The following is a 14,164-nucleotide window of genomic DNA, read 5'->3' on the forward strand; positions in this document are numbered from 1 at the left end:
CCAGTCCAGAGTCATGGTTACCCGAGGTTTTATATGTTCCATCGCCGCTTAGCCCTGAAAGGAGCTTTCTCCTTTTCTAATCCTGCGGTTCGCGCCTGGCTGTTTCAGATTCTCGCTGTTCTCGCTGTCCTGGCCGTCGCGATCTACCTGTTCCACAACACTGTTACCAACCTCAGCACACGCGGCATTACGTCGGGCTTTGCCTTCCTTGACCGTAGTGCAGGGTTTGGCATTGTTCAGCACTTAATTGATTACGGTGAAGGCGATACCTATGGCCGCGTATTCCTTGTCGGCCTGATGAATACCCTGCTGGTTTCAGCGTTATGCATTCTGTTTGCTTCTCTGCTGGGCTTTTTCCTCGGACTCGCGCGTCTCTCGGATAACTGGCTGCTGCGTAAGCTCTCCACGTTTTATATCGAGACCTTCCGTAACATTCCCCCGCTGCTGCAGATCTTCTTCTGGTATTTCGCCGTCCTGCGCAATCTGCCTGGCCCCCGTCAGGCGGTGGATGCGTTCGATCTGGCCTTTTTAAGCAACCGCGGTCTCTATATCCCCGCGCCGCAGATTGCCGAAGGGATGCTGGCATTGCTGGCCGCGCTGGCGTGCGCCATCTTGGTTTCCATTGCGCTGTTTCGCTACAATCGCACGCATCAGATTAAAACCGGGCAGCTACGGCGCACCTGGCCCGTCACCCTGGCTTTAGCAGTGATCCTGCCGTGGCTGGCGCATACAATAGCTGGCCCGGCAATGCACTGGGATGTTCCGCAGCTAAAGGGGTTTAACTTCCGGGGTGGCATGGTATTGATCCCGGAGCTGGCCGCCCTGACGCTGGCGCTCTCCATCTATACCTCGGCCTTTATCGCAGAAATTATTCGCGCCGGTATTCAGGCCGTTCCCCATGGTCAGCATGAAGCTGCTCGCTCCCTTGGGCTCCCGAATCCCGTCACCCTGCGCCAGGTCATCATCCCCCAGTCCCTACGGGTGATCATCCCTCCGCTGACCAGCCAGTATCTCAACATCGTGAAAAACTCCTCTCTCGCGGCGGCGATCGGCTATCCCGATATGGTCTCGCTCTTTGCCGGCACCGTTCTTAACCAGACCGGCCAGGCAATAGAAACCATTGCCATTACGATGTCGGTCTACCTGATTATCAGCCTGACCATTTCACTGTTGATGAACATCTACAACCGTCGTATCGCGCTGGTTGAACGCTAAGGAACCATGATGACAAAAGCGGTCTTGTCTCACCCTGCGCGTCCGGCCACAACCGGCAACGGACGCATCATTAACTGGGCTCGTAAAAACCTGTTCTCCAGCTGGAGCAACAGTTTGCTCACCCTGTTCTGCTTCTGGCTGATGTGGGAACTTATCCCGCCGCTCATTAACTGGGCATTTTTGCAGGCTAACTGGATCGGTACCACCCGCGCCGATTGCACAAAAGAGGGAGCCTGCTGGGTCTTTATTCATCAGCGCTTCGGCCAGTTTATGTATGGGCTCTATCCCCACGATCAGCGCTGGCGCATCAACCTTGCGCTGATTATTGGGCTGCTCTCTGTCGTTCCCATGTTCTGGAAGAAGTTACCCCAACGGGGACGATACATCGCCTGTTGGGCGGTGATTTATCCCCTGCTCGTCTGGGGGCTGTTGTATGGCGGCGTGCTGGGGCTGGATCGCGTTGAAACCCGCCAGTGGGGCGGTCTGACGCTGACGCTCATTATCGCCTCGGTAGGGATTGCCGGCGCATTGCCATTAGGGATTTTACTGGCGCTGGGTCGCCGCTCAACCATGCCGGTCGTGCGCGTCCTCTCGGTAATTTTTATTGAGTTCTGGCGCGGCGTTCCGCTTATCACCGTGCTCTTTATGTCTTCCGTGATGCTGCCGCTGTTTATGGCGGAAGGCACTACCATCGACAAGCTGATCCGCGCCCTGGTCGGCGTCATTCTGTTCCAGTCTGCTTATGTCGCTGAGGTCGTGCGCGGCGGATTGCAGGCGCTCCCCAAGGGCCAGTATGAAGCAGCCGAATCGCTGGCGCTGGGTTACTGGAAAACGCAGGGACTGGTGATCCTTCCCCAGGCGCTGAAGCTGGTGATCCCGGGTCTGGTGAACACCATCATTGCGCTGTTTAAGGACACCAGTCTGGTGATCATTATTGGATTATTTGATCTGTTCAGTAGCGTGCAGCAGGCTACCGTCGACCCGGCGTGGCTGGGCATGTCGACAGAAGGCTACGTTTTTGCAGCACTTATCTACTGGATTTTCTGTTTTAGCATGTCGCGCTACAGCCAGCATCTGGAAAAGCGCTTTAACACCGGGCGTACACCGCACTGAGGAACCTATGAGCCAGATAACTATGACCCCCGCTGACGCGATGATTACCCTGGATAATGTGAATAAGTGGTACGGGCAATTTCACGTTTTGAAAGACATTAACCTGAAGGTAAAGCAAGGCGAGCGCATCGTCCTTTGCGGGCCTTCAGGCTCGGGTAAATCAACAACGATCCGCTGTATCAACCATCTGGAAGAGCATCAGCAAGGCCGGATTGTGGTGGATGGTATCGAGCTGAATGACGACATCCGCAACGTTGAGCGTGTCCGTCAGGAGGTAGGCATGGTCTTCCAGCATTTCAATCTGTTCCCTCATCTGACCGTTCTGCAAAACTGCACCCTGGCGCCTGTCTGGGTCCGTAAGATGCCGAAAAAAGAAGCTGAGGCACTTGCCATGCACTATCTGGAGCGGGTACGCATTGCTGAACACGCCCATAAGTTTCCCGGGCAGATCTCGGGCGGGCAGCAGCAGCGCGTGGCCATTGCCCGCTCTCTGTGCATGAAACCTAAAATTATGCTGTTTGATGAGCCGACTTCAGCACTCGATCCCGAGATGGTGAAAGAGGTTCTGGATACGATGATAGGCCTGGCGGAATCGGGAATGACCATGCTCTGCGTCACGCACGAGATGGGCTTCGCCAGAACCGTTGCGGACCGGGTGATCTTTATGGATCGCGGAGAAATTGTTGAGCAGGCGCCGCCGGAAGAGTTCTTCTCTCACCCGAAATCAGAACGTACGCGCGCGTTTTTGTCGCAGGTTATCCACTAATGTTGATTGGCCCGGCGGCGCTGTACGCGTCGGGCCCTGTTTTTTTATGGTGCAGAAATGCAAAAAGGCCATCCTTTCGGATGGCCTTTTCACTTAATTGATGTCTGGCAGTTCCCTACTCTCGCATGGGGAGACCCCACACTACCATCGGCGCTACGGCGTTTCACTTCTGAGTTCGGCATGGGGTCAGGTGGGACCACCGCGCTACAGCCGCCAGACAAATTCTTTTACTTCTTGCCGAACTTTAACCTAAGTATAAAGTGGTGCTGATACCCAGAGTCGAACTGGGGACCTCACCCTTACCAAGGGTGCGCTCTACCAACTGAGCCATATCAGCACGCTAAATTTGATGCCTGGCAGTTCCCTACTCTCGCATGGGGAGACCCCACACTACCATCGGCGCTACGGCGTTTCACTTCTGAGTTCGGCATGGGGTCAGGTGGGACCACCGCGCTACAGCCGCCAGGCAAATTCTTGGTGCTCTGTACGCAATACTTTATCGCATCAGCCGCGTTGGCCGCGCTCGTAAAGTCAGTCACATACTTCAGTATGCTCCTTCCTTTCCTTCGCTTGCCGCCTTGCTGCTGCGCAAACTATTGTGTACTTAACTCTGAATCAATGCTGAAAATTTTCTCAAATCCACCGAAACAGCTTCGGCGTTGTAAGGTTAAGCCTCACGGTTCATTAGTACCGGTTAGCTCAACGCATCGCTGCGCTTACACACCCGGCCTATCAACGTCGTCGTCTTCAACGTTCCTTCAGGAGCCTTAAAGGCTCAGGGAGAACTCATCTCGGGGCAAGTTTCGTGCTTAGATGCTTTCAGCACTTATCTCTTCCGCATTTAGCTACCGGGCAGTGCCATTGGCATGACAACCCGAACACCAGTGATGCGTCCACTCCGGTCCTCTCGTACTAGGAGCAGCCCCCCTCAATTCTCCAGCGCCCACGGCAGATAGGGACCGAACTGTCTCACGACGTTCTAAACCCAGCTCGCGTACCACTTTAAATGGCGAACAGCCATACCCTTGGGACCTACTTCAGCCCCAGGATGTGATGAGCCGACATCGAGGTGCCAAACACCGCCGTCGATATGAACTCTTGGGCGGTATCAGCCTGTTATCCCCGGAGTACCTTTTATCCGTTGAGCGATGGCCCTTCCATACAGAACCACCGGATCACTATGACCTGCTTTCGCACCTGCTCGAGCCGTCACTCTCGCAGTCAAGCCAGCTTATGCCATTGCACTAACCTCCTGATGTCCGACCAGGATTAGCTGACCTTCGTGCTCCTCCGTTACTCTTTAGGAGGAGACCGCCCCAGTCAAACTACCCACCAGACACTGTCCGCAACCCGGGTAACGGGTCTACGTTAGAACACCAGCCATTAAAGGGTGGTATTTCAAGGACGGCTCCACGCAGACTGGCGTCCACGCTTCAAAGCCTCCCACCTATCCTACACATCAAGGACCAGTGTTCAGTGTCAAGCTATAGTAAAGGTTCACGGGGTCTTTCCGTCTTGCCGCGGGTACACTGCATCTTCACAGCGATTTCAATTTCACTGAGTCTCGGGTGGAGACAGCCTGGCCATCATTACGCCATTCGTGCAGGTCGGAACTTACCCGACAAGGAATTTCGCTACCTTAGGACCGTTATAGTTACGGCCGCCGTTTACCGGGGCTTCGATCAAGAGCTTCGCGTTGCCGCTAACCCCATCAATTAACCTTCCGGCACCGGGCAGGCGTCACACCGTATACGTCCACTTTCGTGTTTGCACAGTGCTGTGTTTTTAATAAACAGTTGCAGCCAGCTGGTATCTTCGACTGATTTCAGCTCCACCCGCAGGGGCTTCACCTACATATCAGCGTGCCTTCTCCCGAAGTTACGGCACCATTTTGCCTAGTTCCTTCACCCGAGTTCTCTCAAGCGCCTTGGTATTCTCTACCTGACCACCTGTGTCGGTTTGGGGTACGATTTGGTGTTACCTGATGCTTAGAGGCTTTTCCTGGAAGCAGGGCATTTGTTGCTTCAGCACCGTAGTGCCTCGTCATCACACCTCAGCGTTAATAAGGTACCGGATTTACCTGGAACCTCCGCCTACATGCTTAAACCGGGACAACCGTCGCCCGGCCAACATAGCCTTCTCCGTCCCCCCTTCGCAGTAACACCGAGTACAGGAATATTAACCTGTTTCCCATCGACTACGCCTTTCGGCCTCGCCTTAGGGGTCGACTCACCCTGCCCCGATTAACGTTGGACAGGAACCCTTGGTCTTCCGGCGAGCGGGCTTTTCACCCGCTTTATCGTTACTTATGTCAGCATTCGCACTTCTGATACCTCCAGCATGCCTCACAGCACACCTTCGCAGGCTTACAGAACGCTCCCCTACCCAACAACACATAGTGTCGCTGCCGCAGCTTCGGTGCATGGTTTAGCCCCGTTACATCTTCCGCGCAGGCCGACTCGACCAGTGAGCTATTACGCTTTCTTTAAATGATGGCTGCTTCTAAGCCAACATCCTGGCTGTCTGTGCCTTCCCACATCGTTTCCCACTTAACCATGACTTTGGGACCTTAGCTGGCGGTCTGGGTTGTTTCCCTCTTCACGACGGACGTTAGCACCCGCCGTGTGTCTCCCGTGATAACATTCTCCGGTATTCGCAGTTTGCATCGGGTTGGTAAGCCGGGATGGCCCCCTAGCCGAAACAGTGCTCTACCCCCGGAGATGAATTCACGAGGCGCTACCTAAATAGCTTTCGGGGAGAACCAGCTATCTCCCGGTTTGATTGGCCTTTCACCCCCAGCCACAGGTCATCCGCTAATTTTTCAACATTAGTCGGTTCGGTCCTCCAGTTAGTGTTACCCAACCTTCAACCTGCCCATGGCTAGATCACCGGGTTTCGGGTCTATACCCTGCAACTTAACGCCCAGTTAAGACTCGGTTTCCCTTCGGCTCCCCTATACGGTTAACCTTGCTACAGAATATAAGTCGCTGACCCATTATACAAAAGGTACGCAGTCACACCCCGAAGGATGCTCCCACTGCTTGTACGTACACGGTTTCAGGTTCTTTTTCACTCCCCTCGCCGGGGTTCTTTTCGCCTTTCCCTCACGGTACTGGTTCACTATCGGTCAGTCAGGAGTATTTAGCCTTGGAGGATGGTCCCCCCATATTCAGACAGGATACCACGTGTCCCGCCCTACTCTTCGAGTTCACAGCCTGTGTGCTTTCGTGTACGGGAGTATCACCCTGTACCCTGCGACTTTCCAGACGCTTCCACTAACACACAAGCTGATTCAGACTCCGGGCTGCTCCCCGTTCGCTCGCCGCTACTGGGGGAATCTCGGTTGATTTCTTTTCCTCGGGGTACTTAGATGTTTCAGTTCCCCCGGTTCGCCTCGTTAGCCTATGTATTCAGCTAACGATAGTGTGACGAATCACACTGGGTTTCCCCATTCGGACATCGCCGGGTCAAGGGTTCATATCACCTCGCCGGCGCTTTTCGCAGATTAGCACGTCCTTCATCGCCTCTGACTGCCAGGGCATCCACCGTGTACGCTTAGTCGCTTAACCTCACAACCCGAAGCTGTTTCACTTCGCGTTGTGAAAATTTGAGAGACTCGAACACACCTTCATCTGTTCTTATTACGGAGAACAGACACAGTGTGTCGTTTCAATTTTCAGCTTGATCCAGATTTTTAAAGAGCAAAACTTCGCAGCGCACCTTCGCAGGTACACTCTGAAGTTTTCAGGTTTTCGCAGTAAAGATGGTGGAGCTATGCGGGATCGAACCGCAGACCTCCTGCGTGCAAGGCAGGCGCTCTCCCAGCTGAGCTATAGCCCCATCGTGGTATCTCTGTACCGCCAATTTTTTCTGAGGCAAGGCGTGGTGACACGAAGCATACTGAAGTATGTGAGTGTCGCCGCAACGCAGCATCAGTAAAAATTTGGTAGGCCTGAGTGGACTTGAACCACCGACCTCACCCTTATCAGGGGTGCGCTCTAACCACCTGAGCTACAAGCCTGCAGAGATTTTTTACTGCTAATTTTCATCAGACAATCTGTGTGAGCACTGCAAAGGCAGGTTCTTTAAGGTAAGGAGGTGATCCAACCGCAGGTTCCCCTACGGTTACCTTGTTACGACTTCACCCCAGTCATGAATCACAAAGTGGTAAGCGCCCTCCCGAAGGTTAAGCTACCTACTTCTTTTGCAACCCACTCCCATGGTGTGACGGGCGGTGTGTACAAGGCCCGGGAACGTATTCACCGTAGCATTCTGATCTACGATTACTAGCGATTCCGACTTCATGGAGTCGAGTTGCAGACTCCAATCCGGACTACGACGCACTTTATGAGGTCCGCTTGCTCTCGCGAGGTCGCTTCTCTTTGTATGCGCCATTGTAGCACGTGTGTAGCCCTACTCGTAAGGGCCATGATGACTTGACGTCATCCCCACCTTCCTCCAGTTTATCACTGGCAGTCTCCTTTGAGTTCCCGGCCTAACCGCTGGCAACAAAGGATAAGGGTTGCGCTCGTTGCGGGACTTAACCCAACATTTCACAACACGAGCTGACGACAGCCATGCAGCACCTGTCTCAGAGTTCCCGAAGGCACCAAGCCATCTCTGGCAAGTTCTCTGGATGTCAAGAGTAGGTAAGGTTCTTCGCGTTGCATCGAATTAAACCACATGCTCCACCGCTTGTGCGGGCCCCCGTCAATTCATTTGAGTTTTAACCTTGCGGCCGTACTCCCCAGGCGGTCGACTTAACGCGTTAGCTCCGGAAGCCACGCCTCAAGGGCACAACCTCCAAGTCGACATCGTTTACGGCGTGGACTACCAGGGTATCTAATCCTGTTTGCTCCCCACGCTTTCGCACCTGAGCGTCAGTCTTTGCCCAGGGGGCCGCCTTCGCCACCGGTATTCCTCCAGATCTCTACGCATTTCACCGCTACACCTGGAATTCTACCCCCCTCTACAAGACTCAAGCCTGCCAGTTTCAAATGCAGTTCCCAGGTTGAGCCCGGGGATTTCACATCTGACTTAACAGACCGCCTGCGTGCGCTTTACGCCCAGTAATTCCGATTAACGCTTGCACCCTCCGTATTACCGCGGCTGCTGGCACGGAGTTAGCCGGTGCTTCTTCTGCGAGTAACGTCAATCACTGCGGTTATTAACCACAATGCCTTCCTCCTCGCTGAAAGTACTTTACAACCCGAAGGCCTTCTTCATACACGCGGCATGGCTGCATCAGGCTTGCGCCCATTGTGCAATATTCCCCACTGCTGCCTCCCGTAGGAGTCTGGACCGTGTCTCAGTTCCAGTGTGGCTGGTCATCCTCTCAGACCAGCTAGGGATCGTCGCCTAGGTGAGCCATTACCCCACCTACTAGCTAATCCCATCTGGGCACATCCGATGGCAAGAGGCCCGAAGGTCCCCCTCTTTGGTCTTGCGACATTATGCGGTATTAGCTACCGTTTCCAGTAGTTATCCCCCTCCATCAGGCAGTTTCCCAGACATTACTCACCCGTCCGCCACTCGTCACCCGAGAGCAAGCTCTCTGTGCTACCGTTCGACTTGCATGTGTTAGGCCTGCCGCCAGCGTTCAATCTGAGCCATGATCAAACTCTTCAATTTAAGTTTGATGCTCGTGAATTAAACTTCGTAATGAATTACGTGTTCACTCAGAGACTTGGTATTCATTTTTCGTCCGAGGACGTTAAGAATCCATGTCACTTTGAGTGCCCACACAGATTGTCTGATAAATTGTTAAAGAGCAGTGCAACGCGGCTTTCGCTCACCGTTGCGAGGTGGCGTATATTACGCTTTCCTCTTTCAGAGTCAAGCGATTATTTTCGCTTTTCTCCTCAACCGGCCCGGCTGTCTGTGTGAAGTGATTCACATCCGCCGTGTCGATGGAGGCGCATTATAGGGATCCCAGTTTTTAGCACAAGCATTTTTTCGATCTTTTCTTCTGACTGTTCTTTTTTCGTTCTTTCCGCTGAAATCCCATCCGATATGCTCAAATAATGACGTAACTGGCCCTTGATCAAGCTACGTATTAGGATCAAAGTCATCAAAAGAATGCACATCACTCGAGGTTGATATGTCTGCAGTACTCCGTCCCTATAAAGATCTTTTCCCAAAACAAGGCGATCGCGTCATGATCGACAGCAGTAGCGTGGTCATTGGCGATGTCCGGCTGGGTGATGATGTCAGTATCTGGCCGCTGGTTGCTATTCGTGGAGATGTGAATTACGTCGCCATTGGCGCCCGTACTAATATTCAGGATGGCAGCGTGCTGCATGTGACCCATAAATCTTCTTATAACCCTGAAGGTAATCCCCTGATCGTTGGTGAAGAGGTCACTGTCGGTCATAAAGTGATGTTGCACGGCTGCACGATCGGCAATCGCGTTCTGGTCGGCATGGGATCGATTTTGCTGGATGGTGTGGTAGTAGAAGATGACGTAATGATTGGTGCTGGCAGCCTGGTTCCGCAAAATAAGCGGCTCGAGAGCGGCTTTCTCTATTTAGGAAGTCCGGTAAAACAGATCCGCCCCCTGACGGAAGCGGAAATAGAAGGGTTAAAGTACTCAGCCAATAACTACGTTAAATGGAAGAATGATTATCTGGATCAGGAAAGCCAGAACCACCCTTGATCGTCCTCGTCCCCCTTGCGGATCGCATCGCTGGCTTCTTCTTCCAGATCCCAGCGATGTTCACGAAACATCTCAATTGGCAGGCCATCGCCAAAACGACGCGCCAGCGTTCTTCCTTCAATGGCACACATCATTTGCATGCCATTTACCAGCGCGGGAAAACAGACTGCCTGTTTGTCTTCATCCCAGCTTTCTCGATCCGGGAACTGGATCGCCTGGTTCATGCCGATAGCTCCAGTTTGAGTTTTTCAATGACCGGCTCCACTTCCGGCAGCACGCCGTGCCAGAGCATCACCGCATGCGCGGCCTGCCCCACCAGCATCCCCAATCCATCAGCCACACGTTTTGCGCCTTGCCGTTCACACCAGCTCAGAAAAGGCGTTTTGCCTTTCTGATAGAACATGTCATAGCAATTAACCTGTCCATTGATCAATGACGCCGGAATGGCGGGAACGTCGCCACCAATGCCGCTTGAGGTCGCATTAACGATCAGATCAAACTCATGGCCGTGTAACGCGTCCAGGGCGACCGCATGAATACTGCCAGTGTGGGCAAACAGAGCGGCCAACTCTTCTGCCCGGGAGTAAGTACGATTCGTAATGGTTACTGCGCAATCCAGGGAGAGCAGAGGTAAAATCACACCTCGCGCCGCGCCGCCCGCGCCAATCAAAAGGATACGCGCGCCAGGTTTGATAAATGACAGACGTTCCAGATCGCTCAGCAGGCCAATGCCATCAGTGTTGTCTCCCAGAATTCGGCCATCTTCAAGCCGCTTGAGCGTATTCACAGCTCCCGCAAGAGAGGCGCGCTCTGTTAACTCATCGGCACGCCCGAATGCCTCTTCTTTAAAAGGTACTGTGACATTCGCCCCTTTTCCGCCACCAGCAAAAAAAGCCTCCAGCGTCGTCACAAAGGCATCAATGGGTGCAAGCACTCGGCCATAAGGGTGATCGATATGCAACTGCTGGGCGAACTGTTGGTGAATAAACGGCGATTTGCTATGCGCAACTGGATTACCAAAAACGGCGTACGCTTCCATCTGATTACCCCTGGCGAAAAAGTTCGCCGGTCAAAGCATCACGAATTTCTGACGGGTTCAGGCGACCACCGGTTTCACCGATGACCACCGGGAACTCACTACCAAACTGCGCTGACACCTCTTCTGCAGTGCGGCAAGGAGGCAATCCCGTCAGATTGGCGCTGGTAGAGACCAGCGGTTTACCAAAGCGATTACATAGCTCGATGACTAATGGATGCTCCGTCACGCGAACAGCAAGGGAGTCAAAACGCCCCGTCAGCCATCGAGGCGTTGTCGGCAGCGCCGGAAACACAAACGTTACCGGCCCAGGCCAGGAGGAGAAAATGGTTTCACGCTGCGCTGACGTCAACATGGAATCATCTATATAAGGTTTAAGCTGTTCAAAACTGGCGGCGATAAGAATCAGCCCTTTTTCTACCGGGCGCTGTTTAAGCGTTAAGAGACGTGTTACGGCTACTTCGCTGTCGGGATCGCATCCCACCCCAAAAACCGCTTCTGTTGGATAGGCGATGACTTCTTCATTTTTCAGCACATCCACTGCATGCGCAACGGAGCCTGACTGCAGGTTATTCTTCACTTTTTTATTCCGCCGAAACCGGCTTTCCACATTGTTTACTGGCGCAGAAGCGCTTCATACCTTGCGCCGTTTTTTTCTCGATAAGTAGCGGGTAATGGCACTCAGGGCAGCTGCCCGCCACCGGTTTGAAATTGGTAACAAACTGACATTCAGGATAGCGATCGCAGGAGTGGAATGTCTTACCATAGCGTGAACGGCGTTGCACGAGATGCCCGCTGCCGCATTGCGGGCAGGCTACGGCTGTTTCATCAGGTTTATCGATTTGTTCGGTGTGATGACATTCGGGATAGCGACTACAGCCGATAAACATGCCAAAACGCCCCTGGCGCAGCGCCAGATCGCCGCCGCATTGCGGGCAGGCTTGTCCCTCCAGAATCTTAACAATATGCCCGTCCGCCTGATTTTTCAGGGGACGGACATAATCACATTCTGGATAGTGTGAACAACCGAGAAACGGCCCGTGTTTACCGGACCGGATAACAAGTTCTGCCCCACACTGCGGGCAGGACTCATGTTTACGCACCGTAAATAGTGCTGATTTGGCCATAACAACTCTTGGTGCTGCAAAATGAATTAATGCAGCATACCTTCATTCACTTCAAAGAGTAATTCTTCCATTTGCTGATAGGCATTTTCACACCCTGGAATATTGAACAGAACCATCAGGATGACCCACTTCAGGTCCTCCAGCTCAAATTCTGCGGTATCCAGCGCCATGACGCGCTCTATCACCATTTCTCGTGTTTCGAGGTTCAGCACCTGAATCTGCTCAAGGAATAAGATAAATCCCCGGCAACTGGCATCCAGCCTTTCACACTCTTCAGCCGTATAGATGCGTACAGACAGTGGATCGGAAACTAACTGCATCGGTTCGGCAAGGCCTTCCTGATAATCAGCCAGTTTTTCCAGCCATATTAACGCGTTGTAGATATCTTCCCGTTCGAAACCTGCATCGGTGAGATCGCGTGTGAGTTTGTCCTGATCCACGCGTGCTTCAGCTTCGTTATGGATGTAAGTCTCAAACAAATACATGAGTACGTCGAACATGGCTTGCCCTCCTTAATCGGACATAGCCGCCGGGTACAGCTGCGATCCATCCTGCTAACTCCAGTTCGAGTAGCTGTGCTACGGTTACTGGCACAGGTTGGCCGGCACGTTCAGCGACAACGTCAACAGGTGTTACCTCATCTCCTACGTTAGCCAGGAGCTCAGGAAATGGCAATGCTACCTGGTCCTGATCTGAAGAATAAAGCCAATTTTTGGGATCCTCTGGCAGCCAGTTCAGTCCGTTTTGCAACGTTTCCAGAATATCTTCTGCCGTTGTCACGGGAGTCGCCCCTTGCTTTATTAACCAGTGAGGACCTTCACTCCCCGGGTTGCCAATGGCTCCCGGTAATGCAAAGACCTCACGCCCCTGCTCAAGGGCGCATTTGGCGGTAACGAGAGAACCGCTTCTTATCATCGCTTCGATTACGAACACCCCCAGGCTGAGGCCGCTAATGATGCGGTTACGTCGCGGGAAATTACCCTGCCAGGGAGGCGTCGCGAGTGAAAACTCAGAGATCACTGCACCGCCGCTTTCAACAAGACGCATGGCCAGCGACGAATGGCGGCGGGGATAGACATCCGCCAGACCGTTACCCAGCACCGCGACGCTTTTGCCTTTAACGTTGAGCGCAGCGCGATGCGCTATACCATCGATGCCGCAGGCCAGTCCGCTGGTAATCGTCAGTCCCGCCTGGGCTAGCTGCTCACAAAGCACTTTTCCCCAACGCTCTCCATACCAGGAGTGAGAACGGCTGCCGACCACGGCAAGTTGCAGACTCGACAGCACGGAGGGCTCCCCCTTAACAAACAAAGCCCCAGGGTAATCGGCAATAGCGCGAAGCTGCCCTGGATAGAGGGCATTATCCGCACATATCAGATAATGGTCCTGTCCGGCCAGCCAGGCCATACTGCGGTCGAGTTCCCGCGGTGAAAACGATAAAAACTTCTCCTTTTGCCTGTGGGTGAGCCCCCTTTCCACCAGCAGAGCACCATCAATATGGGATTCGCGCTGCAGCTGCTGCGCTATCGCCACCATCTTGTCGCCGTACAACTCTCCGGTGCTTATCAGGCGTAGCCAAATCTCTGTGGATGTCATCCTTTCCCCTGCCAGAAGCCGCTATAGCAATCTTTGCGATTGGTCACTGATGCTGTCAATCAGAGGGGGTTTTGTCTAGAATAGAGGTTATATTCTTATCAACTCCTGAATACGACTCTGGAAATATATGGCAGTTTTGCAAGTGTTACATATTCCGGACGAGCGCCTTCGCAAAGTCGCCGAGCCGGTTAAAGAAGTGAATGCAGAAACTCAACGTATCATTGATGATATGTTCGATACGATGTACGCCGAAGAAGGCATCGGTCTCGCGGCGACTCAGGTGGATATTCACCAGCGCATCATTGTGATCGACGTTTCTGAGAACCGCGACGGGCGCCTGGTATTAATCAATCCGGAGCTTCTGGAAAAAAGCGGTGAAACCGGTATCGAAGAAGGCTGCCTCTCTATCCCTGAGCAGCGAGCACTGGTACCGCGTGCAGAAAAAGTCAAAATCCGCGCGCTTGATCGCGACGGTAAGCCGTTCGAACTGGAAGCGGATGATCTGCTGGCCATCTGCATTCAGCATGAGATGGATCATCTGGTCGGTAAACTGTTTATCGATTATCTCTCTCCACTGAAGCAGCAGCGTATTCGTCAGAAAGTAGAGAAACTGGATCGCATGCGCGCTCGCGCTTAATGTGACCCCGGATACAAGG

The 14,164-nt window shown here is 53.2% G+C and carries 11 protein-coding genes, 3 tRNA genes and 4 rRNA genes; 5 read left to right on the forward strand and 13 right to left on the reverse strand.

Translation table 11 applies throughout. The features are described 5' to 3' along the window. Positions 1-33: 33 nt before the first annotated feature. From GNG29_RS20710 to GNG29_RS20720, 3 genes are read left to right on the forward strand one after another with little or no spacing between them, the layout of a single operon-like run. Positions 34-1,215, forward strand: coding sequence for an amino acid ABC transporter permease (locus GNG29_RS20710; protein WP_103177250.1), 1,182 nt, complete (start codon positions 34-36; stop codon positions 1,213-1,215). A 9-nt stretch (positions 1,216-1,224) separates the two neighbouring features. Further along, complete coding sequence (locus GNG29_RS20715) at positions 1,225-2,328, forward strand: amino acid ABC transporter permease (RefSeq protein ID WP_156655515.1); 1,104 nt, start codon at positions 1,225-1,227, stop codon at positions 2,326-2,328. A gap of 7 nt (positions 2,329-2,335) precedes the next feature. Then, positions 2,336-3,094: an amino acid ABC transporter ATP-binding protein gene (locus GNG29_RS20720; RefSeq protein ID WP_103177252.1), complete on the forward strand. Its 759-nt coding sequence runs from the start codon at positions 2,336-2,338 to the stop codon at positions 3,092-3,094. 102 nt (positions 3,095-3,196) lie between these two features. On the opposite strand, the gene rrf (GNG29_RS20725) is transcribed toward GNG29_RS20720, so the two are convergent. The 7 genes from rrf (GNG29_RS20725) to GNG29_RS20755 form a co-directional block, all read right to left on the reverse strand. Continuing rightward, positions 3,197-3,312: ribosomal RNA gene (rrf, locus tag GNG29_RS20725) — 5S ribosomal RNA — on the reverse strand. Between the two features lie 43 nt (positions 3,313-3,355). Further along, positions 3,356-3,431: transfer RNA gene (locus GNG29_RS20730), tRNA-Thr, on the reverse strand. A gap of 14 nt (positions 3,432-3,445) precedes the next feature. Further along, positions 3,446-3,561: ribosomal RNA gene (gene rrf, locus GNG29_RS20735) — 5S ribosomal RNA — on the reverse strand. A 196-nt stretch (positions 3,562-3,757) separates the two neighbouring features. After that, positions 3,758-6,663, reverse strand: a 23S ribosomal RNA gene (locus tag GNG29_RS20740). Between the two features lie 195 nt (positions 6,664-6,858). Next, positions 6,859-6,934 (reverse strand) — tRNA-Ala (locus tag GNG29_RS20745). Positions 6,935-7,038: 104 nt separating this feature from the next. After that, positions 7,039-7,115: transfer RNA gene (locus tag GNG29_RS20750), tRNA-Ile, on the reverse strand. Positions 7,116-7,185: 70 nt separating this feature from the next. Further along, positions 7,186-8,725 (reverse strand): 16S ribosomal RNA (locus tag GNG29_RS20755). The 16S, 23S and 5S rRNA genes sit together here with 3 tRNA genes alongside, the layout of an rRNA operon. Positions 8,726-9,194: 469 nt before the next feature. On the opposite strand from GNG29_RS20755, the gene GNG29_RS20760 reads away from it, so the two are divergent. After that, on the forward strand, positions 9,195-9,749 hold the full coding sequence (locus tag GNG29_RS20760; protein ID WP_103177253.1) for a gamma carbonic anhydrase family protein: 555 nt from the start codon (positions 9,195-9,197) through the stop codon (positions 9,747-9,749). On the opposite strand, the gene GNG29_RS20765 is transcribed toward GNG29_RS20760, so the two are convergent. From GNG29_RS20765 to dprA, 6 genes are read right to left on the reverse strand one after another with little or no spacing between them, the layout of a single operon-like run. Next, positions 9,725-9,973, reverse strand: a complete 249-nt coding sequence (locus GNG29_RS20765; RefSeq protein ID WP_103177254.1) for a DUF1488 domain-containing protein — start codon at positions 9,971-9,973, stop codon at positions 9,725-9,727. The genes GNG29_RS20760 and GNG29_RS20765 overlap by 25 nt on opposite strands. Next, a complete protein-coding gene (gene aroE, locus GNG29_RS20770) occupies positions 9,970-10,788 on the reverse strand; it encodes a shikimate dehydrogenase (protein ID WP_156655293.1) in 819 nt (272 codons plus the stop codon). Before aroE ends, GNG29_RS20765 begins: the two co-directional genes overlap by 4 nt. Before the next feature lie 4 nt (positions 10,789-10,792). After that, positions 10,793-11,365 carry an L-threonylcarbamoyladenylate synthase type 1 TsaC gene (gene tsaC, locus GNG29_RS20775; protein WP_156655294.1) on the reverse strand — a complete coding sequence of 191 codons (573 nt, stop codon included), beginning with the start codon at positions 11,363-11,365 and terminating at the stop codon, positions 10,793-10,795. Between the two features lie 4 nt (positions 11,366-11,369). Then, entirely contained in the window at positions 11,370-11,912 is a 543-nt protein-coding gene (locus GNG29_RS20780) for a type I DNA topoisomerase (protein ID WP_103177257.1), read from the reverse strand. A gap of 26 nt (positions 11,913-11,938) precedes the next feature. Next, positions 11,939-12,412 carry a DUF494 family protein Smg gene (gene smg / locus GNG29_RS20785; RefSeq protein WP_039032055.1) on the reverse strand — a complete coding sequence of 158 codons (474 nt, stop codon included), beginning with the start codon at positions 12,410-12,412 and terminating at the stop codon, positions 11,939-11,941. Continuing rightward, positions 12,384-13,508, reverse strand: coding sequence for a DNA-protecting protein DprA (gene dprA, locus GNG29_RS20790; protein ID WP_103177258.1), 1,125 nt, complete (start codon positions 13,506-13,508; stop codon positions 12,384-12,386). The genes smg and dprA overlap by 29 nt, the downstream gene beginning before the upstream one ends. Before the next feature lie 127 nt (positions 13,509-13,635). On the opposite strand from dprA, the gene def reads away from it, so the two are divergent. Continuing rightward, a complete protein-coding gene (def, locus tag GNG29_RS20795; protein WP_039032057.1) occupies positions 13,636-14,145 on the forward strand; it encodes a peptide deformylase in 510 nt (169 codons plus the stop codon). Positions 14,146-14,164: the final 19 nt, after the last annotated feature.

The sequence above is a fragment of the Leclercia sp. Colony189 genome (assembly GCF_009740165.1).
In the GTDB taxonomy this organism is placed as follows: domain Bacteria; phylum Pseudomonadota; class Gammaproteobacteria; order Enterobacterales; family Enterobacteriaceae; genus Enterobacter.

What these genes read in the sequence shown, in the direction of transcription:
- GNG29_RS20710 (WP_103177250.1), top strand. Translation starts at nt 34, where the DNA reads ATGTTCCATCGCCGCTTAGCCCTGAAAGGAGCTTTCTCCTTTTCTAAT.
- GNG29_RS20715 (WP_156655515.1), top strand. Translation starts at nt 1,225, where the DNA reads ATGACAAAAGCGGTCTTGTCTCACCCTGCGCGTCCGGCCACAACCGGC.
- GNG29_RS20720 (WP_103177252.1), top strand. Translation starts at nt 2,336, where the DNA reads ATGAGCCAGATAACTATGACCCCCGCTGACGCGATGATTACCCTGGAT.
- GNG29_RS20760 (WP_103177253.1), top strand. Translation starts at nt 9,195, where the DNA reads ATGTCTGCAGTACTCCGTCCCTATAAAGATCTTTTCCCAAAACAAGGC.
- GNG29_RS20765 (WP_103177254.1), bottom strand. Translation starts at nt 9,973, where the DNA reads ATGAACCAGGCGATCCAGTTCCCGGATCGAGAAAGCTGGGATGAAGAC.
- aroE (WP_156655293.1), bottom strand. Translation starts at nt 10,788, where the DNA reads ATGGAAGCGTACGCCGTTTTTGGTAATCCAGTTGCGCATAGCAAATCG.
- GNG29_RS20780 (WP_103177257.1), bottom strand. Translation starts at nt 11,912, where the DNA reads ATGGCCAAATCAGCACTATTTACGGTGCGTAAACATGAGTCCTGCCCG.
- smg (WP_039032055.1), bottom strand. Translation starts at nt 12,412, where the DNA reads ATGTTCGACGTACTCATGTATTTGTTTGAGACTTACATCCATAACGAA.
- dprA (WP_103177258.1), bottom strand. Translation starts at nt 13,508, where the DNA reads ATGACATCCACAGAGATTTGGCTACGCCTGATAAGCACCGGAGAGTTG.
- def (WP_039032057.1), top strand. Translation starts at nt 13,636, where the DNA reads ATGGCAGTTTTGCAAGTGTTACATATTCCGGACGAGCGCCTTCGCAAA.